At 44.9% G+C, this 21,411-nt stretch carries 9 protein-coding genes; 5 read left to right on the plus strand and 4 right to left on the minus strand.

Going from position 1 to position 21,411, the window contains the following annotated elements; all coding sequences use genetic code 11:
* The first annotated feature begins 402 nt into the window (after positions 1–402).
* The 3 genes from OSC7112_RS40080 (at position 403) to OSC7112_RS22210 (ending at position 2,944) form a co-directional block, all read left to right on the plus strand.
* Positions 403–573, plus strand: a complete 171-nt coding sequence (locus tag OSC7112_RS40080; protein ID WP_015178004.1) for a hypothetical protein — start codon at positions 403–405, stop codon at positions 571–573.
* Positions 570–1,022 carry a response regulator gene (locus OSC7112_RS22205; protein WP_015178005.1) on the plus strand — a complete coding sequence of 151 codons (453 nt, stop codon included), beginning with the start codon at positions 570–572 and terminating at the stop codon, positions 1,020–1,022. The genes OSC7112_RS40080 and OSC7112_RS22205 overlap by 4 nt, the downstream gene beginning before the upstream one ends.
* A gap of 260 nt (positions 1,023–1,282) precedes the next feature.
* Entirely contained in the window at positions 1,283–2,944 is a 1,662-nt protein-coding gene (locus tag OSC7112_RS22210; protein WP_223300669.1) for a diguanylate cyclase domain-containing protein, read from the plus strand.
* 357 nt (positions 2,945–3,301) lie between these two features.
* Here OSC7112_RS22210 and OSC7112_RS22215 read toward each other — a convergent pair whose 3' ends face one another.
* The 4 genes from OSC7112_RS22215 to OSC7112_RS41890 all read right to left on the minus strand — a co-directional run bounded on the left by OSC7112_RS22215 (position 3,302) and on the right by OSC7112_RS41890 (position 17,745).
* Positions 3,302–8,326 (minus strand): PAS domain S-box protein, encoded by a 5,025-nt coding sequence (locus tag OSC7112_RS22215; protein WP_015178007.1) that lies wholly within the window; start codon positions 8,324–8,326, stop codon positions 3,302–3,304.
* Positions 8,327–9,009: 683 nt separating this feature from the next.
* Positions 9,010–10,230 (minus strand): hybrid sensor histidine kinase/response regulator, encoded by a 1,221-nt coding sequence (locus OSC7112_RS22220; protein ID WP_223300670.1) that lies wholly within the window; start codon positions 10,228–10,230, stop codon positions 9,010–9,012.
* A 254-nt stretch (positions 10,231–10,484) separates the two neighbouring features.
* Positions 10,485–16,976, minus strand: coding sequence for a PAS domain S-box protein (locus OSC7112_RS22225; protein WP_015178010.1), 6,492 nt, complete (start codon positions 16,974–16,976; stop codon positions 10,485–10,487).
* Positions 16,977–17,613: 637 nt separating this feature from the next.
* Positions 17,614–17,745 carry a hypothetical protein gene (locus OSC7112_RS41890; RefSeq protein WP_263053542.1) on the minus strand — a complete coding sequence of 44 codons (132 nt, stop codon included), beginning with the start codon at positions 17,743–17,745 and terminating at the stop codon, positions 17,614–17,616.
* Between the two features lie 262 nt (positions 17,746–18,007).
* On the opposite strand from OSC7112_RS41890, the gene ppsA reads away from it, so the two are divergent.
* Together ppsA and OSC7112_RS22240 are read left to right on the plus strand one after the other, a co-directional pair.
* A complete protein-coding gene (ppsA, locus tag OSC7112_RS22235) occupies positions 18,008–20,485 on the plus strand; it encodes a phosphoenolpyruvate synthase (protein WP_015178011.1) in 2,478 nt (825 codons plus the stop codon).
* A gap of 568 nt (positions 20,486–21,053) precedes the next feature.
* A complete protein-coding gene (locus OSC7112_RS22240) occupies positions 21,054–21,374 on the plus strand; it encodes a DUF6464 family protein (protein WP_015178012.1) in 321 nt (106 codons plus the stop codon).
* Positions 21,375–21,411 lie beyond the last annotated feature (37 nt).

The raw sequence follows: 21,411 nt of genomic DNA on the forward strand, positions 1-21,411 counted from the left end.
ATCTCAATGAAAGCAGCCCTCCGCTAGAAATAGGAGTTAGGAGTCAGGAGTCAGAAGCCAGGAGAAAAGAAGAAGAATGAAGAAGTCAGGAGCCAGAATCAGTATTTTTACAAATATGAGATGCTCCCTTCAATATCTTTATGTTTTCTTTACAAAAATGCTTATAAAGTGTAGCATGTTCACTGATGACATCGAGCTAAAAATCTATCAATATAAATCTATTAGCTCGATCCTTATACAACTTATAAATCAGCGGTGCACGCAAGACTTGTTAATTTATTTCAACTGTATCCAGAGCATCTTGCTTTGGGATACAGTAGTTTCCCTAGTAGTTCGCGGACAAGAATTTGTCATGTGTTTGCAGTTTGCCGGTTCTCGGACAGACTGCCAAGCGAAACAAGCATGATTCGCAAACCTTTGCAAATGGAGAAAAACGGTAAATTACTGCAACACAATTTCAGTGTTCTCAGCCAGGTTTACCGGATGATGGCAAGAGATGCTTTGCAGGTACTCAGACACGGCTCAAAGTCCCGCAACCTCACAAAAGACGTTCGTAGTGAGGCAAAGCCGTGAATTATCAAAAGGAAAAATTTACTCTTTTAATAGCCAACGATGACGAGGATACCCGCTTTTTGGTGAAGGAAGCACTGAAAGAAGTTCGATTAGCAATTACGAGCGAATTTGTGGAAAATGGAGAACAAGTGCTAGACTACTTGTACCGTCGCGGTCAATATCTTGGTAGCAGCAATTGGCATCAGCCAGACTTGATACTTTTGGATCTGAATATGCCGAGGCTGGACGGACGAGAAACACTAACTTCGATCAGATCAGACCCCCATTTGCAACAAATTCCGGTTGTAATTCTCACAACTTCCCACCGCAGAGGAGATATCTTGCTTTGCTACCGATTGGGAGCCAATTCTTTCATATCCAAACCAGTCACTTTTGAAGGATTGCTTGAAGTAATGAAGACTTTATGTGAGTATTGGTTTGAGATCGTTTCACTCCCGCCGGATATGTAAGCTTTAATGGAGGGCTAAATGCCTAGTTTGAGTGTATAGTGAATTTGATAAGCCGAAATATTGGCCGATCGCAAGAGAGCATCTCATCTTTGTAAAAACACTTCTTCTGACTCCTTCCTTGTTCCTCTTTCCTTGTTCCTCCTGCCTCGGGCCTCAAAAATCCAATTTCTAGCTTGGCTGCAAAAGTCAGATGCTCCCGTTCGCCAGTATCGCTATCAAAACAAAAAAGTTGCCTTCGACCCGCTCCGAACGCTATAGTTGTGTTAACACGTCACCAATGTCTGAAAATTTTGTTGGTTGAAGATGACCTCGGAGAGCCGACAATGATCGAAGACCTTCTAGGGTCATTCAGCGAGTCTCTATTTCTCCTCCAAACTGTTAAGTCTCTGGAGAGAGGAGTCGGCTGTCTGGAAGTAGAAAAGTTTGACGCCGTACTATTAGATTTGTCAGTGTCAGACAGCTTGAGGGGAAGCGAGGCGATCGCAGTTTTGAAAGGGCGATGGCCCACACTGCCAATTGTGGTGCTGACAGATATCAACGATGAAAATATTGCCCGGTCGGTATTGCGCTGGGGCGCTCAAGATTGTTTGGTAAAGGGAAGATTTCACAGAACTCTGCTGGTGCGGGCAATCCATTACGCGATCGAACGCCAGCAAATCGAAGAACAATTGCGGCAGCAGGCTCTCCGACAGCGGCTGTTGGGCAAAATGATCGAACATATTCGATCGTCAATAGATCCGGCAAGCATTCTCCAAAGTACCGTTGCAGAAGTGCGCCAATTTCTCCAAACAGACCGCGTTTTAATTTATCGCTGTCAGGATTGGGTGTCTGAATTGGACGGGGAAGAACAAAAAGGTGCGATCGTCGCAGGTGACGGTTTGCCAGAAGGTTATATTGAAAACCAAAATATTAGTGCTGCTTTGGCGGTGTCATGCTTTGTTTTAGTCGAATCCCAGTCTGTACAAGCAATAGCAGATGTCAGCACTGCCCCCTTGGCTGGCAGTTGCAAAGAATTGCTGGCAGATTGTGAAATTGCAGCAGTTATCAGCGTGCCAATTTGGCAATCAGGCGACTGGGAAACGGCAAAAGAAATACAAGAAGCAACTGTTTGGGAAGTTGAGAACAATCAAGATGTAGCGGAAAATTATATCTGGCACCACGGGAGTGGCAAAGCGCAGGCGCAGGGTAAAAATTTGCCGGATTCGATCGCAGAAAATGGCAATAGTTTGTGGGGAATGTTGACAGCATACAATTGCTGCGGTGTCAGGGAATGGCAGCAGTGGGAAATAGATTTTTTACAGCACTTGGCCAATCAAGTGGCGATCGCGATCGAACAATCTCAACTTTACCGCAAGCTAGCAATAGCCAATAAAAAATTGCAGCAACTGGCAACTACTGACGGACTGACTGGCATTGCCAATCGCCGCCAGTTCGATCGCGTTTTGAGCTTAGAGTGGCGCAGATTGGCAAGAGAGGAACTGCCGCTGTCTTTAATTATGTTTGACATCGACTTTTTTAAACTTTACAACGAGTTTTATGGCCACCTCGGCGGGGACGATTGTTTGCGCCAAGTTGCCAGGGCGATCGCCAGAGAGGCCAACCGACCTGGGGATTTGACTGCCCGCTACGGTGGCGAAGAATTTGCCCTAGTGCTGCCCAACACCAGCGCCCAAGGGGCAAACGCTGTCGCCCGGAAAATTTGCGACGGCATCGCCTGCTTGAAACTGCCCCACGCGCGATCGTCGATCGGCCCCTACGTTACCCTCAGTTGCGGCATTGCGACAGCGATTCCTTCTGCCCAGGAATATCCCAAAACCATAATTCGCAGCGCTGATAGCGCCCTTTATCAAGCCAAAACCGAAGGCAAAAATCGCATTTGTCACGCCAGCAGTAACTCGGAATCTTCCCCGATTTTTATGTAAAAGTTGAAGGTAATTTGTAAGATCGTGTTTGATTTTTCACTCACAACTCATAACTCATATTGTTGACCTTTGCATCAAAATAATAATTTTCTGAGTGTACTGCCTGCAGAATGCAATCGAGTGACCCGGATCAAGGATAATACTCGCGGGCCGGGTATAATTCCGAGGTTACTGTATTTGATATTACTGAGATGTTGCACCATTCTCAATTACTTGTTTAGGAACAGGCTTTTCGGCCTGTTCCACAATAAAATTCTCTCTGTGTGGAACAGGCCGAAAAGCCTGTTCTTGAGAATCGTGCAAGATGTGAGATATTACCCATTTCCGCTGCCCAATTTCCAATTACCAATTGCTAATTTATTGCCCCAAATTTGAATTCCTACCAGTTAAATTCGGCCGCACTGGAATTTCAATCAAAAACTCCGCTCCCTCACCCGGTGTCGAAATACAGCTCAATCTGCCGCCGTGCCGATCGACAATAATCGAGTGAGAAATCGACAGTCCCAAACCCGTGCCCTTGCCCACAGGTTTAGTCGTGAAAAACGGGTCAAACAGCCTCGATAGCACTGACTCCGGTATCCCCCGCCCGTTATCCGCAATAGATACCGCTACGAAGCCGGCAGCCGCCTGATAACTGCGAATAGCGATCGTGCTGGGATGTCGATCGCACTCCTCGATCGAACGCTGCTTGTCCCGTTCTTCCAAAGCATCGATCGCATTCATTAAAATATTCATAAATACCTGATTCAACTCGCCAGGAAAACATTCAATTTGTGGCAATAGTTGGTAATCTTTAACTATCTGAATTTCTCCATGACTGCTGTGAGATTTTAACCGATTTTGCAAAATCATCAAAGTGCTATCAATTCCCTCGTGAATGTTAACCGACTTTCCAGCGGACTCGTCCAATCTGGAAAAATTACGCAACGATTTCACAATCTCGACAATTCGCTCGGTTCCTACTTGCATCGAATTAAACAATTTCGGGAAATCCTCAGCAATATAATCCAAGTCTATTTCATCAATTTTCTCCAACACTTGGGCTGGAGGATTGGGACAGTAATGCTGGTAAACTTTAATCAATTCAAGCAAATCTAAAGTGTAATTGCGAGCCGGATTGAGATTGCCGTGAATAAAGCTAAGGGGGTTATTAATTTCGTGAGCAACACCAGCAACTAACTGACCCAAGCTCATCATTTTTTCATTTTGAACGAGCTGAGCTTGAGTCGTTCGGAGTTTATTAATAGCTGCTTCTAACTCTAGCGCTTTTGAACGTTCTCGCGCTTCCGATTCCTGCAAAGCTGACTCGGCTTGTTTGCGATCGGCAATTTCACTTTGTGCTTGCTCAAACAGCATTGATTGCTGGATCGCGATCGCCAACTGCACGCTAATTTGTTTGAGACACTCGACCTCAATTTCCAGCCAGTGGCGGGGGCCCGCGCACTCGTGGGCAATCAATAGCCCCCACAACTTCTCGCTTTGCAAAATCGGCACTACCAAATTAGCTCGCACCTGAAATTGACTTAATAAATTAATGTAGCACTCGGAAATATCAGCTTGGTAAATATCATCTACAGCTACAGCACGACCGTGTTCGTAAGCAGAAGCATAGCTGTCTTCAAAGCAGGAATCGTTAATAGTTATTCCCTGAATAGCCAGCCAATTTTTGCCCACCGACTCGACATTTACAAAACCGCTCCAATCGGGATTAAACTGATAAATAACTGTCCGATCTGTTTGCAAGAATTGCCGTACTTCAGCAACAGTTTTTGTCAAAATCTCTTCTAAATTAAGAGAAGAGCGAATGCGTTCCAGCATTTTTACCACTAGGCGTTCTCGCTTTAATTGCTGGCGCAAGATGGCCTCGGCAAGTTTGCGAGCGCTAATATCTTCAATCACAGCAATTACATAGCTAGGTTCCCCAAACCCATCCCGCACTAAAGATACAGTCATATTAGTCCAAACAAATGAACCATCTTTGCAAATAAAGCGTTTCTCTATTGAATAATTAAAAATTTCCCCAGCTAACAGTCTGTCGCGCGACTCGACATCGGCTGCTACATCTTCGGGGTGAGAAATATCCCCAAAATTTCGCGATTTTAGCTCTAATTCTGAGTAGCCGACAATATTGCAAAACCCTTGATTTGCATTCAAAAATTGACCGTCGCGCCACACTTTAACAATGCCGATCGCCGCTTGTTCAAATACAGCTCGAAATCGCTGTTCGCTTTCTTGTAAAGCAATTTCTGCTTTTTTGCGATGGCTAATATCCATTGCCGTGCCAAACAGCCGCACCACCTGACCTAACTCATTTTTAATAGCTTGTCCTTTACAGTTGACATGCCTAATTTCTCCTGATGGAAAACAGATCCGGTGGTCGATGTCGTAAGCTGTCCCTTCAGTCATTGCCTTTTGTACAACTTCTGCAAACCTTTCTTTGTCATCGGGATGAATTTGATCTAAAAGTTCTTCCATGGTTGGCGGCCGATTCAATTCTCGACCGTAAACTCGAAACAGTTCTTCCGACCAAGTAATAACTCCTGCCTCCCTATCGAATTCCCAATTGCCGATGCGGGCTATTTTTTGCGCTGCTTGCAACTGTTCGGCAAGTTGTTGCAAAGATGCGATCAACTGAGTTTTTTCGGCTTCTGCTGCAACGCGGGCACTGATATCTTTGTGAGTGCCTGTTATCCGCAGCGGCGCACCCCATTCGTCGTACTCGACTACCTTGCCCATAGCCAAAATCCACTGCCAATTTCCCGCTTTGTTGAGCATCCGAAATTCAAATTCATAGATATCAGTCTCACCTTCCAAATAGGAATTTAAACATTCCATTACCTTCACTCGATCTTCTGGATGCACCAAACTTTCCCAACCTTTGAGGTTGTTTTCAATTTCGGTTTCTGCGTAGCCTAGCATTGATTTCCAATAAAAGTCAAAATAAGTTTCGCCAGTAGCTATATTCCAATCCCACAGCCCCAAAGAGCTGCCTGAAACCGCCAACTGCAATCGCTCTTCACTGATTTTTAATGCTGATTCGGTGCGTTTTATTTCTGTGAGGTCGGCAATTATGGCTATCATTCCTATCGGTTGACTAGCACTATCTTTAATACAGTTAGCTCGCAAGAAAGTTTCTATAATATCGCCATTTTTACTCTTAATTTCAATTTCACTTTCCCAGGAAAAACCTTTCCGCATCACCCTAAATAACTTTCTCAAATCTTGAGATTTTGGGTACATTACTGCTGGGCCACCGGCATTATTTAGTTCCTCAACTGTATAGCCGTAGCGCTGAATAAATGCTTGATTGTGATAAACGGAATAACCGTCCAAATCTGCGATCGCGATCGCATCACTAGCGCTGTCTACAGCTTGAGTTATCAGGCACAGAGTCAGTTCTGCTTGTTTGCGATCGGTAATATCAAAAATCGCTCTGTCGAGCCACAAAACCAGCCCTTCTAGATTGTAAGTTGGCCTACCTCTTTCCGACATCCACCGCACCGCGCCGTCAGCGCGAACAATCCGGTATTCTAGATTGTACGGCTGTTTCGACTCTACTGCTGTGCTGATTTGTCGATCGACCATTTCCTTGTCTGCCTCGTGGACAATGGTCGCAAAACTCAAGCGGTTGTTGCCAATAAAATCCCCAGCAGGATACCCGCTAATTACCTCAATTTCATCGCTAATAAATACTATCGTCCACTCAGCATCGTACAAGCTGCGGCAGATAGCGCCGGGGATATTCTCAACGAGCGATCGAAATCTGGCTTCGCTCTCCCGCAAAGCTGCTTCTGCCTGTTTTAAATCAGTAATATCCAGCACCATGCCTTCCCAAACGATATCCCCTTCTTGCCCTATTTCAGTCGGACTATCAACTCGTTCCGGTCTCGACGAACCGCCTTGCATCCACTTAACTTTTCCCGACGGTACAATCGCGCGCCATTCCTGCTGCCAGGGCTGCATATTTGCCGCAGAAACAGCAATAGATTCTTCAAATCTTTGGCGGTCGTCTGGATGAATAAAACTAAAAAGTAGTTGAGGATTCTGCTGAATTTTTTCTGGTGCCAATTCAAATAAATCGCGGCTGCCAGAAGAAATATAAGGAAAACTTTTTTTGCCGTCGGTTGAGAGGCGAAATTGATAAATTATTCCCGGCAAATTGGCAGCAAGTTGGCGCAGTCTAGCTTCGCTTTCTTGCTGGGCTAATTGTTTGCGCCTCTCCTCAGTGATATCTCGAATTATCCCGACGAGAATTTTACTGCCGTCGGTATTTTCAAAGACAGTTTTTTTAGTAGACAGAATGTGCTTTGCACCGTTGGCGTCTGTAAATATTTCCTCGCTCTCGTTTTCTTTCCCCGTCTTAAAAACTTGTTGGTCAGTATGCCAAAAAATCTCAGCTTCTTGTTTTGGGAAAAAGTCGTAATGCGATTTGCCCAACAGTTCCTCGCGCTGCTTCCCGATTAGCTTGCAAAAAGCATCATTTAACAGTATCCAGCGGTGCTGTTCGTCCTTGACAAAAATGGGGTCAGCCAGTGCATCTATCGTATAATTCAAAAACTTTTTACTAGCTTCCAGTTCGGAAAGTGCAAAAATTTTATCCGTAATATCGTGGATAGTTCCTGTCGTCCCCTGCGCCGCGCCATCCCAGCCCAAAATCAAAAATTCTTGCACTTCCACCCAGCGAATTTCGCCATTTTTGGTAAGATATCGAATTTGATAGCAACTGGATGTTTCTTGATTTTCGCTCAGACATCTCAACGAATTTAAATATTGGTATTGATCCTCAGAATGAATGTAACTCAAACAGGAAGTTCCTAAGCTTTGATCGACGGTAAATCCGGTAATTTCCGTCCAAGCGGGATTGAGAAAAGTCCAATTGCCAGCAGTATTTGTTTCAAAAACTACTTCTTTGATATTGTCAACAACCTGCTGGTATTTTTCTTGACTTTTTTGCCATTCTGCTTGCCGTTTCTGGCGGGCGATCGCGCACCTGAGCGTCCGCACCAGCAGCCGGCTGTCTACCTGTCTTTTCACCAGATAATCTTGGGCGCCGGCGGCAATTAACTCGACAGCCAGTTCTTCGTCATCTGTGGCTGTCAGAATGACGATCGGAATATTTATACCGCAATCTTGAAGTCGGAAAAAAGTATTAAATTTTGGGCTGTCAGGAAGTGAAATATCTAATAAAATTACATCAAAAATTTTGTCGCTTAAAATTTCTATCGCTTCCCGGAGGCGGACTACATTGGTGACATCAATTGATTGTCCTAGTTGGGGGTCAGACAGCAGTTCTTGAATGAGTTCTGCATCTTCTGCACAGTCTTCTACTAAAAGAATTTTTAAACAAGCAGGCGTTAAAGTTGACTCAAAAACAGATGTCATACCATTTTATATTTGAGATTTGAGATTGGAGATTTGGAATGACTGATGACTATCGCGGTTTGGTTCTTGCGTACAGCGGCATTTTTTTTACTGGTATCCTTTTGCTATTTTTTAGTAATTATAAAATCTCAGCAGTGGATGCAGCTACCTAGCTGATGATTGGCGAACTTGCACCGCAGCCTTTAGAGTGCGCTGTGTGCTTGCAGACCCCGCAGATTTATTTGTAGAATTGAGTTGTTCGGTGCAAGTTTTCCGCCTCGCCCCAAACCTAGTGGCCCAAAACTATCATACTCTTACCAATATTGCAACTCAACTCTATTTTAATTTACAACCTTTGGCAGGGGAATAGCAAGAGGCAAGTCAAAAGAGCCTGGAGTAATCAGGATTAGAATTGCTGATAGCATTTGAAATTTTAGATTTTAAATTGCCGTTTAAACCTTGCCTAAAGTTCCATTATTTTTGCAAAATGGTATTACTACTAAGCTACGATAATTACCGGTGATTTACAAGATACGCTCGCTAGGTTGTGTCCGGTTAATTGCCCGCAATTAGCGCCTGTTTGTATTGAGCAATGCAAGTCCTCTCTTGATTGAGAAACCAAGACTTGCATTCCTTGCTACAAACCTAATTACCAACTTAATTACGGTTGTCTAACCGGACACAATTTAACTGGGTTGACTCGCTCAATTATTCTGCGGTTTGGGCAGCACAACTGTAAACACGCTGCCTTGACCGACATTGCTGCTAATAGCAATCTCACCGTTAAAAGGTTTTAAAAGTTCAATACAAGTATAAAGTCCTAGACCAGTTCCTGTCGGTTCGCCTTCGGTTTTTTCCTCGCCTTTAGGTGGCTTTGATGTGTAAAAAGGGTCAAAAATTTTTGATAAATCTTCAGATGATATGCCGCATCCCGTATCGGCAATATCCATGTATATGTTCGAGTCGTCTTGCCGAGTCACGATAGTTATTTCTCTGCTTTTCTTTTCCCACATAGCATCCATTGCATTATTGATTAAATTATAAAATACTTGAGAAAGATAGGAATAAATTAATGGAATGCTGGTAATTTCTTCGTCATAAAAGTATTTTTTTCTAATTTTATTTTTAAAATACAGGTTGCCTTCCAATAGCTGAATTTCTCTCTGCACTAAATCGTTGATATTCACCGGGTGCAAATCTTGCTGTTGCTCGTTTCGGCTTTTCATCATCAGAGTATCCATGATCTGATTGATTTTTGTGACAGCTTGAAAAATATACTTAGTATAATTAAACAGAGAGTCTTCTTGAATTTGTGTGGCTTTTGTTTCAATCAAATCGACGCTAGTCTGGATCACTTGCAGCGGACTTTTGAGGTTGTGAACCATTCCTTGGGTCAAACGTCCGATGATGGCTGTTTTTTCCTGGTTTATTAATTGCTTGGTTTTTTGTTCAACAAGTCTTTCCAGGTTTTGGTTGAGGTGGGCAAGTTCGAGGTTTTTTTCTTCGAGTTTTTTTTGCAAGCTGCGGATTGTCAAGTGGGTTTGAATCCGGCTCAAAACTTCTTCGTGCTGGAAAGGCTTAGTGATGTAGTCAACGGCTCCTGTCTGAAAGCCTTTTACTTTATCAGGCGTATCGGAAAGGGCGCTCATGAAGATGATGGGAATATCTTGCGTTGACGGGTCTGCTTTCAAACGTCGGCAAGTTTCAAAACCGTCAATTCCTGGCATCATGATATCCAACAGAATCAAGTCTGGATGGATGTAGTCAATTTGCTCGATCGCACTTTCGCCGTCTAGAGCCACTAATACTTTAAACCCGTAATTCCTTAACAACTCGAAAAGTACGTCAAGATTTGTTTGGTTGTCATCGACAATTAGTATGATGCTTCTTTCGGAATTCTTATCGTTCATATTCAAGGGAAACATTCAAATTTTTGATTTTTGAGTTGTGGGTTGTGACGTTAAATCGGATTCAATGAATTTTCTGCGGATCTACTAGAAACCCGGTTGCTTCGTAGATGCTTCTATTTGCAATAACCCTTTGAGAAGCCGGCTGCGAGTCCGGGCCGCCCAAGCAAATTAAGTTGTCGCTTCGCGGGAGCCTAGAACCCCTGATTGAGAATGGTACTCAGGGCGCGAGATTTAACTGATTTTGAGTTGTCTGTTAGCTACCGTCAATTTTAGGACAAATGTTGCTTCAAAAAATCTCGAATTTGCTTGAGCTGAAATCCTTTAGCAAGTTGGCGCAGGTGATGAACGAAAGGCACTAATGTCGGGTCAGAATGTTCGAGTTTAGCAGTTTCTTCCAGAATAGCTTCAATATCCCCCATCGCAGCCAATCTTAACAACGCCAAGACAGACTCTGAGGCAGGAGACACCATCCTTGAGTCAGCAGCAGCAATCTCAGAAGATGCTTTTGCAGTTGGCTCTCTCCGCTTTTTGGTTTGCGATCTTTCTTCGTAAACCCATTCTAGTCTCAAATGCAGGCGCAATAATTCTAAAAGCTCGTTAGTTTGAATCGGCTTGGTGAGAAAATTATCGCAACCTGCAAGTATGCTCTCTTGCTTGGTAGTCTCGTAAACGTTAGCGGACAAAGCAAGGATCACCGTATCTTTTAATTCCGGCAACTGTCGCAGTCGCCTGGTAGCTTCCCAACCGTTCATTACGGGCATCAGCAAATCCATTAAAATTATATCCGGTAGAAATTCCTGCGCTTTGTGCAAGCAGTCTTCGCCGTCTGTAGCTTCTGCAATTTCAAAGCCTAAATGAAAAAGCAGCCTGTGCAACATGGCGCGATTTACTTCGTGATCGTCCACGATTAGCACTTTCCGCTGGGGGCCGGTAAAACCTACAAGCCGCCTTTTTTCTGGCCGGGAGGGGAGTTCCGAACAGTGGGCGACTGCGGGCAAGTCTAGATCCACCCAAAATATGCTGCCTTTGCCGGAGGTACTTTGGACGCGAATTTGGCTGCCCATCATTTTGACTAATTTTTGGCTGATGGAAAGTCCCAGTCCGGTACCTTCGACGAAATTGTTATGATCGCCCACTTGATGAAAAGGCAAAAATATTTCTTCTAATTTATTCTGCCCGATGCCAATGCCGGTATCTTCGATTTGAAAGCGAATTTTAGGGGTAGGGGGACGATCGCACGTATTTGCTGCTGTTATCACCTCGCGCGCTTCTGTTGTTCCCAGCGGCGGTAGCGACAGAAGCGGCGCGTCTAAATTCGCGGTCAAATTGAGCGTTTGAGTGGCAATTTCCGCTGTCAAACTAGAATTTTCGCAGTTGGTTTGAGGAGAATTGTCGGCGAAATTTTCTGCATAACCGACTTTGAATGTAACGCTGCCGCTGTTCGTAAACTTAACGGCATTGCTGAGCAAATTAATCAAAACTTGACGCAACCTTTTTTCGTCTGCCAAAATGCCGTCTGGCAGTGCTGATACCTGCTCGTAATTAAAGGCAATTCCTTTTTGAGCAGAACGCATCTGGAACAAATCAATAATACTTTTAACAAAACTGGAAAAATTCACGTTTGTCAGCGACAGATCCATTTTACTAGCTTCGATTTTTGAGAGGTCTAAAACATCATTAATCAGCATCAGCAGGTGGTTGCCGCACTGGTTAATGTTGTTAAGACTTTCCTGCTGATCGGCGGTAAAGTTTTTATCGGCTTTGAGCAGTTGAATGTATCCCAAAATCCCGTTCAAAGGCGTCCGCAATTCGTGGCTCATGTTGGCGAGAAAGTCGCTTTTAGCGCGGTTGGCGGATTCGGCGGCTTCTTTAGCTAATTGCAGGGCGGCTTCTGCAAGTTTGCGATCGGCAATTTCGGTTTGTGCTTGTTCAAATAGCATCGATTGCTGAATGGCGATCGCCAACTGCACCCCCAATTGTTTTAGGCACTCTCCCTCCAATTGCTGCCAGGGACGCGGGCCCGTGCAGTGGTGGGCAATTAACAGCCCCCACAAGTTTTCGCCTTGCAAAATCGGCACTACTATATTCGCTATCACATCGAGCCGAGTCAACAAAGCCAAGTGGCAGTCGGCGAGGCCGGCATTGTAAACATCTTCTATTGCTCTAATTCTGCCGTCTTGGTAAAGAGAAACGTAGGCTGCCCCAAAACAGGGGTCATAAATTTCCATTCCTACAATTGGTCGGCAATTTTCGGCAACCGACTCGACCGCGATAAAGCCGCTCCAATCCGGATTGAATTGGTAAATAACAGTGCGGTCTACTTGCAAAAAATGCCGTACTTCTTCGACACTTTTGGTAAGAATTTCTTCGAGATTTAGAGAAGATCTAATGCGTTCCAGCATGGCTACTGCCAACTGTTCGCGTTTTAATTTTTGGCGCAAAATCAGTTCTGATTCTTTGCGTTTTGTGATGTCGGTAATTACTGCAATTAAGCCGATATAATTCCCATTAATATCTTGAATACTGTCGGCTCGCACCAGAGCAGTTACTGCTTCGCCGCTCTTAGTTTGCAGTGAAACTTCGCCACACCAAGAGCGACCTTGGCGAAGGCTTTTATAGATTTGTTTGTAATTTTTATGCCGGACATAAAGCGCGGCCATATCGCCCAGATCGTTGAGTTCTTCCACCGTATAGCCGTAGCGCTGAATGAAGGCTTGATTGTGGTAAATAGACCGCCCTTTCAAGTCGGCGATCGCGATCGCATCGCTGGTACTTTCGACGGCTTGAGTGACCTGCTGTAAAGCTAATTCTGCTGCTTTGCGATCGCTGATGTCCGTCATCGAACCCACCATCCGCAGAGGGTTTCCGGCTTCGTCCCACACTGCTTGAGCGCGGGCGAGCACCCACTTATAGCTACCGTCTTTGCACTGCAAGCGGTATTCGGCGGCGTAATTGGGAGTTTGGCGATCGAGATAACCTTGGATCGCTGCTTGGACTCGCGAGCGATCGTCTGGATGAATGCGATCGATCCATGCGCTGTTGGTGCTGTCGATTTCGCCGTCTGTGTAACCGATAATTTCTTGCCAGCGGGCCGATCGAAAAGCTTCATTTGTTTGAAGATTCAGATCCCAAATTCCGTCTTGATTGCCTTTGAGAACTAACTGCCAGCGTTCTTCACTTTTACGCAATTCTTCTTCGGCTTGTTTGCGCTGAATATGATCGCCCAACTGAGTCGCTACAGCCTTGACCAACTCTACAATACGCGGTTCCATAGTCGATCGCTCGCGCTTGCAGAATACTAAAACTGCCAGCACCTCTGAATTAGCGTGAATTGGCACTCCGAAACAACCTTTCAATCCGACTGATGCTGCCATTTGCGCTCGGGCAAAAAGATGATTTTTGGCTAGAGAAATATCTTCAATCCATTCTACATTTCTGGTTGACCAAATCCGTCCAGGTACTGCCACACCGGCGGCGAATCTAATTTTTTTACTTTCGCGGCCGAACCTATCCAAATCGCGATCGCTAGCGTACCAAGTTTCGCTGTGTTCCAAAAAAGTACCGTTAGCAGTCGGTATCCAAGCTTCCGCAAAATTCCAGCCGATCGCATTGCACAGCAACCGCAGGATATCTGGGAGGGCGCTGTAAAAATCTGCCGACTGACTAATGGCTTGAGTTGCTGCCAGCAATAGCTTTATTTCATCTTCGGCTTGCTTGCTTTCTGTAATATCAGTTGCCGTGCCGAGAATTTGTTTTAACTTACCGTCTGCTGTTTTCGCAAATACAGTATCTCGGCTGACCATCCAGCGCCAAGAACCATCCTTGTGCCTAATTCGGTATTCAATTTCAAAGATATCCCCTTCGCTGCCTGTTTCGACTTGCTGTAAATAATCAGGCATTTTGATTGAATCTTCGGGGTGGATTAAAGTTGACATCATCCACGGCTCCATTGCCTGAATCTCTTCTACTGTATAGCCCAGAATGTGGTATATAGAAGCGTTCCCATAGATATTTTTTTTTTCAATTAAGTCACAAACATACAAAATATTAGGACTTGCCCCAGCAATTTGTTGAATGAATCGCTGGCTCTCTCGCAGTGCTGCTTCGGCTTGTTTTCTTTGGGAAATATCGCGAACAACGCAAATAATTTCTCCGTCGGCTAGCATTGTCAGCGATACATCTAGAGGAACTTTCGAGCCGTCGCGGCGGCATCCTACTGCTTCGGTCATGTACGAACCTTCCTGCACTAAAACAGGCACAAATTCTTGCTCAAACCTTTGCAGTTCTGCACCTTCGTAGAATACTTTCCAACTTTTGCCTAACACTTCTTCGAGAGAGTCGTAACCGTAGATTTTTAGTCGGGCTGCGTTGCAATAAATCAACAGTCCGTCGGTATCGATGATGGCTATACCTTCCGAAGCAGCAGCCATTGCCGCTGCTTGCCTGTGGAGTTTTGACTCAAAACGTTTGCGATTGGTGATGTCGCGGACGATCGCGATAATTTCGTCATCCGTGCAGAAAACAATTCTCGCTTCAAAATCGTACAGTTCATCATTAACTGGCATTTGATATTCTACAACTTGAATCTCGCCGGTGGCGATCGCTTGTTGATGGCCCGACAAGATTTTTTCAGCAAAAGCAGCCGGTAATATGTCTTGTGCTTTTTTGCCGATTAGTGCTTTTTGTGGTAGGATATTCTCGAAATTTTTGGCCGGCTTGAAGTCTACAAAAGTGCCGTCTGCCCGACAGCGAAATATCATGTCTGGTATCGCATTTAAAAGAGCGCGGTTGGTGGCTTCGCTCTTACGCAATTCAGCTTCAGCTTGCTTGCTAAATGTAACGTCGCGAGCCACTGCATAAATCAAACCTTCTTCTGCAAACGGCGATGCTGTCCATGACAGCCATTTATAAGTACCATCTTGGCAAAGATAGCGGTTTTCTAAGCTAATAACCGGGTAGCTTTTTTTTAGTTTTTCTAATTCCGCTACAGTAATTTCTAGGTCTTCTGGATGGACTAATTCTATCAAAGGTTTGGCTAAGATTTCATCACTGCTATAACCTAATACATTTGACCAAGCGGGGTTTAAGCGTTTGAAATAGCCATCAAAACCTGCAATGCACAGTAAATCCAGCGAGAGATTAAAAAATCGATCGCGGTCTTGCTGGGTTTGTTTCAATTCCGTAACATCCATCACCAAACCGTCCCAAACTATATCGCCGTTGGCTTGCATTTCTGGCTTCGACGCGCCTTGCAACCATTTCACTCGATCTCCCATAACTTGCCGCCACTGGTGTTGCCAAGCTTGCTGAGTCGCCGCTGAAGTTGCGATCGATCGCTGCAAGTCTGAGATGTCATCTGGGTGAACTGTTGCAAAAGCCAAAGTGGCATTTTCTTCTATTTCTTCTGGCTTTAAATTGTAGATCTGCCAACTGCCGGAAGAAACGTAAGTAAAAGATGTTTTACCATCTACATAAAGCCGATATTGATAAATCATTCCCGGCACGTTGTCTGTCATTACTTGAAAGCGAGCTTCGCTTTCCTGCAACGCAATTTGCTGGTGTTTGTATTCGCTCACATCTCGCATTGTTCCCACCAACATTTTACGACTATCTGCATTGTTAAATACTGTTTTTTTGGTAGATATAATGCGTTCTTTTCCGCCATCGGTAAAAATTTCTTCTGTTTCCTGAGAAAGACTTCTTTGCAATACTTGCTCGTCTTGTTCCCAAAAAAAAGCCGCTTGTGCTGGGGGTAAAAAATCGTATCCTGACTTGCCAATCAGTTCCGATCGCCTTTTTCCTATCAAATTGCAAAAAGCATCGTTTAATACGATCCATCTGTGCTGCTCATCTTTGACAAAAATTGGGTCGGGAATAGAATTAATCGTGTGATTTAAAAACTCTTCTGATGCTTTTAATTGAGCTTCGTAACGGTAGCTATCGCTCACATCCAATACTACTTTAATCAAGTGGTCGATCGCTCCGTCTCGGGCGCGCATACAACGCAGATAAACTCTAGTATAAACTATATTTCCGTCTTTTCTGCGCCACCTTTGGTCTAAAACATAGCCTTCACTCTCCCCTGCTAAAATTTTATTTAACTGCTCTAAACTCGCCTGCAAGTCTTCAGGAAAACTCCACCTCTCCCAATTCTCATGCAAAAAATCTTGGCGATCGTATCCCAGCAAATCACACAAAGCATCGTTGACTTCCAACCACTCGTATTTTTCTGGTGCTGAGGGGGAAATAGGAGGAGCAAGAATGGCAATTCCGACTAGAGAATTCTCGACTACCGAGCGATATTTTTCTTCGCTTTTTCGCAAAGCTTCTTGGTTGTGCTGTCGCTCGACTGCGTAGCGAAGCGATCTAATTAACACTTCGCTGTCAATTTTTCGCTTGACTAGATAATCTTGAGCTCCGGCTTGGATTGACTGGACGGCAAGCTCTTCATCGTTGCGGGCAGTCAGTACGACAATCGGAGTATTTAGGCTATATTCTTGTATTTTGACAATTGTATTTAAGTCTTGGCTGTCGGGCAGCGAAAGATCTAATAAAATCACATCAAAATGTTCGCAGACCAAAAGTTGCTGCGCTTTGCTGAGACGGTCTGTACAACTTACTGATAGCCTTTGGGGTTCGGCTCTACTGACATTTGTTTCTAATAATAATTCTTCGATCAGCTCGGCTTCTGCTTGATTGTCTTCTACCAGAAGAACTTTAAAGCCATTTCGCTTTGCGGGTGGACTCAAAACTGATATCATATACCTTGTTTTTTGTCAGAAGGCAGTCTAGCGGACTATTATAGCATATAAAGAATTGTATAGCCACAAATCCCGCCGTTCCCAGTTAAAAACTCTTTGGTTCAACAATTACAATGCACTCTATACCATAGGTTGGACTATTCTCAAGAATGGGCTTTCCGGCCCGTTTCACAAAGAGTTAACTTGCTTGGGATGGGCTCTTTTAACCCGCCCGTCAAAGGCTTATTGAAAATGGTGCAATATCTAATATCTATGTGACGGTGTTGGGAGCATCTCATCTTTGTAAAAACACTTCTTCTGGCTGCTTCCTTCTTCATTCTGACTCTTTCCTCCAGGCTTGCAGCAAGAGGGGTTCCCAACTCCAATTTCTAGCTGGGCTGCTTTCATTGAGATGCTCCCACTCTGTTTTTGCTCTAAATAGGCTAACGCAATCAGAGGGAAAATTTTTAAGGTTTTTAGAAGATCGGTTTCAGGGGGAAACTAAGCTGCTGGGTGTTTTTTTGGGCGATCGCCCCTGTGACCCGATTTGAGATTTTAGATTTAGTCCACAGATGAATCGGGCAGGTTGAACTAGAATCTCAAATTTTGGGCGACTCACGACTCCTGTCGGAAAGTAAGTATCGGTTTTGAGGCGGGTTCAGCCGATCGCGCGATCGAACCCCACCCTTTGTTGCCCTTGGATTCGGCTACCAACACAATCCGAGCGATCTCCCCGCACCAATGAGCGCTCCACGCAAAACAAGCGGTGGGAACTATCTTCGCTCTTCATATTTTTACCACTTCTTTGATAATACCTTACATAAACTCATTGCTGCAATTTCTTTACTTTTTGCAATCAAATCAAATATCTGTACAGGCCTTGCTATTTAGCCAAAAAGTGATAATCTTGAAATAGAGGCAATCGAAAACTCGGTTGATACAGCCTAGGAAAAAATTTGAGAATTTTTGTAACCAAATTAAAATTCCCAATAAACTGTCTTTTGTTGACTGTCATTTGACCGAAATGAGCTGAAGTGGAGAGGAAAAAAGCAATGCTCGACAATTTAGCAATTGAACAAAAATCCGGTTCGATTCCCAAAGAAAAAGCCTTAGTATTGTTGTTTGATGAAGTCGGCCTCGACGACATCGCATTAGTAGGCGGTAAAAATGCTTCTTTGGGCGAAATGATTCAACAGTTAAGCGCGCAAGGAGTCAGAGTTCCCAACGGATTTGCAACTACAGCACACGCTTACCGCTACTTCATCCAGTCAGCGGGTTTAGAAGCTAAATTGCGCGAAATTTTTGCCGATTTAGACGTAGAAGATCTGCAGAACCTGCGACAAAAAGGCAAGCAAGCGCGGGCACTGATTCTCGACACACCATTTCCGCGAGAACTCCAAGCGGCGATCGCGAATGCTTACGAAAAATTGTGCGATCGCTACGGCGACAGTACAGACGTAGCAGTGCGTTCCTCCGCCACCGCCGAAGACTTACCCGACGCCAGTTTCGCGGGACAGCAAGAAACCTACCTCAACGTCCAAGCTTGCGCTGGCGTCCTCGAATGCTGTCACAAATGCTTTGCTTCCATATTCACCGATCGCGCGATTTCCTACCGCCAACAGCGGGGTTTCGACCACTTTGAAGTCGCCCTATCAGTCGGCGTCCAAAAAATGGTGCGATCGGACTTAGCATCCTCCGGCGTCATGTTCAGCATCGACACCGAAACCGGATTCAAAAACGCCGTGTTAGTCACCGCCGCCTACGGATTAGGCGAAAACATCGTCCAAGGAACCATCAACCCCGACGAATACTTCGTCTTTAAACCAACATTAAAACAAGGTTTTCGCCCAATTTTAGAGAAACGGCTCGGCAGCAAAACCCTCAAAATGGTGTACGATATCGGCGGTTCTAAATACACCAAAAACGTCTCCGTCATCGCCGCCGAAAAAAATAAATTTGCCATCCAAGATGATGAAATTCTGCAACTAGCAAAATGGGCCGCAGTCATCGAAGAACACTACTCTAAAGTGCGCGGGACTTATACCCCGATGGACATTGAGTGGGCAAAAGACGGCAATACGGGCGAATTGTTTATTGTCCAAGCGCGACCCGAAACAGTACAATCTCAAAAGTCTGCTAAAGTTTTGCGAAACTACAAATTGCAAGGTAGCGGTGCAGTTTTAGCAAAAGGACGCGCCGTTGGCGAATCAATCGGACAAGGCAAAGCCCGCGTAATTTTAGATGTTCACAGAATCGCTGAATTTCAATCAGGAGAAGTTTTAGTTACCAACAAAACAGACCCGGATTGGGAACCAATTATGAAAAAAGCAAGTGCGATCGTCACCAATTCCGGCGGCCGCACTTGTCACGCCGCCATCATCGCCAGAGAAATGGGAATTCCCGCCATTGTCGGCACCGGCGATGCCACCCAAATCTTAAAAAACGGGCAAGAAATCACTGTTTCTTGTTCCGAAGGAGACGAAGGCAAAGTTTATGCCGGTTTGCTGCCTTTTGAAATTCAAGAAACTGCGATCGAGAATTTGCCCCGCACCCGCACTCAAATTTTAATGAATGTCGGGAACCCAGAAGAAGCCTTTGGTTTATCAGCAATTCCTTGCGACGGCGTAGGCTTAGCGCGGTTGGAATTCATCATTGCCAATCACATTAAAGCACACCCGCTGGCACTGATTCACTTTGACGAATTGGTAGATGAATCAGTCAAAGAAGAAATTGCAAACCTGACAGCACTTTACCAACACAAACCAGATTTCTTCACCGACAAACTAGCCCACGGAATTGCCACAATTGCCGCCGCATTTTATCCAAATCCAGTTATCGTGCGGATGAGCGATTTCAAGAGCAACGAATATGCTAATCTTTTGGGAGGGCGGCAGTTTGAACCCAAGGAAGAAAACCCGATGATCGGGTGGCGCGGAGCCTCTCGCTATTACGACCCAAATTACCGCGAAGCTTACGCTTTGGAATGCAAAGCATTAAAGCGAGTTCGCGACGAAATGGGCTTGACAAATGTGATTCCGATGATTCCATTTTGTCGCACCCCGGATGAAGGGCGAAAAGTGTTGGCCGAGATGGCAAAACACGGTTTAGTTAAGGGCGAGAACGGCTTGCAAGTGTATGTAATGTGCGAATTGCCGAGCAATGTCATATTTGCTGATGAATTCGCCCAAGTTTTTGACGGATTCTCGATCGGCTCTAACGATTTAACTCAGCTAACATTAGGATTAGACCGGGATTCTGCTTTAGTCGCACACATTTTTGACGAACGGAATGAAGCTGTCAAGCGAATGGTAGCAATTGCCATTAAAGCCGCCAAGAAGTACGATCGCAAAATTGGGATTTGCGGTCAAGCGCCCAGCGATTATCCTGAGTTTGCTCGTTTCTTAGTTGAGTTGGGAATTGATTCGATTAGTTTGAATCCAGATTCGGTTTTGAAGACTTTGTTAGATGTTGCTAAGGTGGAAGGTGCGGGTTCGTTGATGGATTTAGCGGGGGATGTTGCTAAGGTTTAACCGTTTTGGTTTTGAGAGCAACCGGGTTTCTCAAACAATAGCTGCCCCATGTTCTGACTTGGTTGTTTTTGAACTAGACCCGGTTTCTCATATCTAGTCCTGTAAAATAACCGATCTCGCGTTTGTAGTGATGAATCAAAGTCCTCTGCTTTTGATCGGGACTTGCATTCGTCACTACAAACCTATTTGATTGCTGGTAATTGACTTGACATAAGATCGCATCATATCTGCGCTTGTGGCTTTGTTGAACCCTGGCGCTGCGCGCGATCGCCCTCCTGATATCTAGTCCGATCGATGGACTATAATATCCCGGCAGGGCGGGTTTTTGAGATTGTTGATTGTTGGCAGGTATTGTTGGTGAGGGGAGCCCCTACCTGATTTCGGGCGAAGCGAAGCGGAGGGAATCGACCGGAGATGATATCACACGTCAGCTAACGGTTAATACAGGGGCGGGCTAGTTTGAGACTCGATCGGGAACTTTTCTTATTTAAAACCGTCTTTTCGGGGAGGATTTTCTGTTGCCATCGCCTAAATCAAAAAACATATTCTCCACAGAAGCTCTGAAAATGTGCTAACTGCTCTCCTGATTATTTTCATAGGTTTAGCTCCGTCGCTGCTGTCTTTGTGGGTGATGCGCTGGCAATCGAGCCAAGCCCGCGACAGAATTGCAGCGGCCAGACTTGCGGTAGCGAATAGACCCATGCGAACTCAACTACCAACTGCCGATCGCACTTACATACAAAGCCTCGGTTATTCGATCGGCGATATCACTTGCGAGTATAACGCCCGCTCTAATTACATTCGCTGCGCTGTCAATCCTTCTGGGCCCTGTCAAGATTGTCGGTACTACCAAGCCAAAACTCTTGACGTTCGAGATCAAAAGATATAGCTTGTATTGGTGCTTATATCTAGGTCTATTTGCGGAT

The organism is Oscillatoria nigro-viridis PCC 7112 (genome assembly GCF_000317475.1).
GTDB lineage: Bacteria > Cyanobacteriota > Cyanobacteriia > Cyanobacteriales > Microcoleaceae > Microcoleus > Microcoleus nigroviridis.

What these genes read in the sequence shown, in the direction of transcription:
- OSC7112_RS22215 (WP_015178007.1), bottom strand. Translation starts at nt 8,326, where the DNA reads ATGACATCTGTTTTTGAGTCAACTTTAACGCCTGCTTGTTTAAAAATT.
- ppsA (WP_015178011.1), top strand. Translation starts at nt 18,008, where the DNA reads ATGCTCGACAATTTAGCAATTGAACAAAAATCCGGTTCGATTCCCAAA.
- OSC7112_RS40080 (WP_015178004.1), top strand. Translation starts at nt 403, where the DNA reads ATGATTCGCAAACCTTTGCAAATGGAGAAAAACGGTAAATTACTGCAA.
- OSC7112_RS22220 (WP_223300670.1), bottom strand. Translation starts at nt 10,230, where the DNA reads ATGTTTCCCTTGAATATGAACGATAAGAATTCCGAAAGAAGCATCATA.
- OSC7112_RS41890 (WP_263053542.1), bottom strand. Translation starts at nt 17,745, where the DNA reads ATGAAGAGCGAAGATAGTTCCCACCGCTTGTTTTGCGTGGAGCGCTCA.
- OSC7112_RS22225 (WP_015178010.1), bottom strand. Translation starts at nt 16,976, where the DNA reads ATGATATCAGTTTTGAGTCCACCCGCAAAGCGAAATGGCTTTAAAGTT.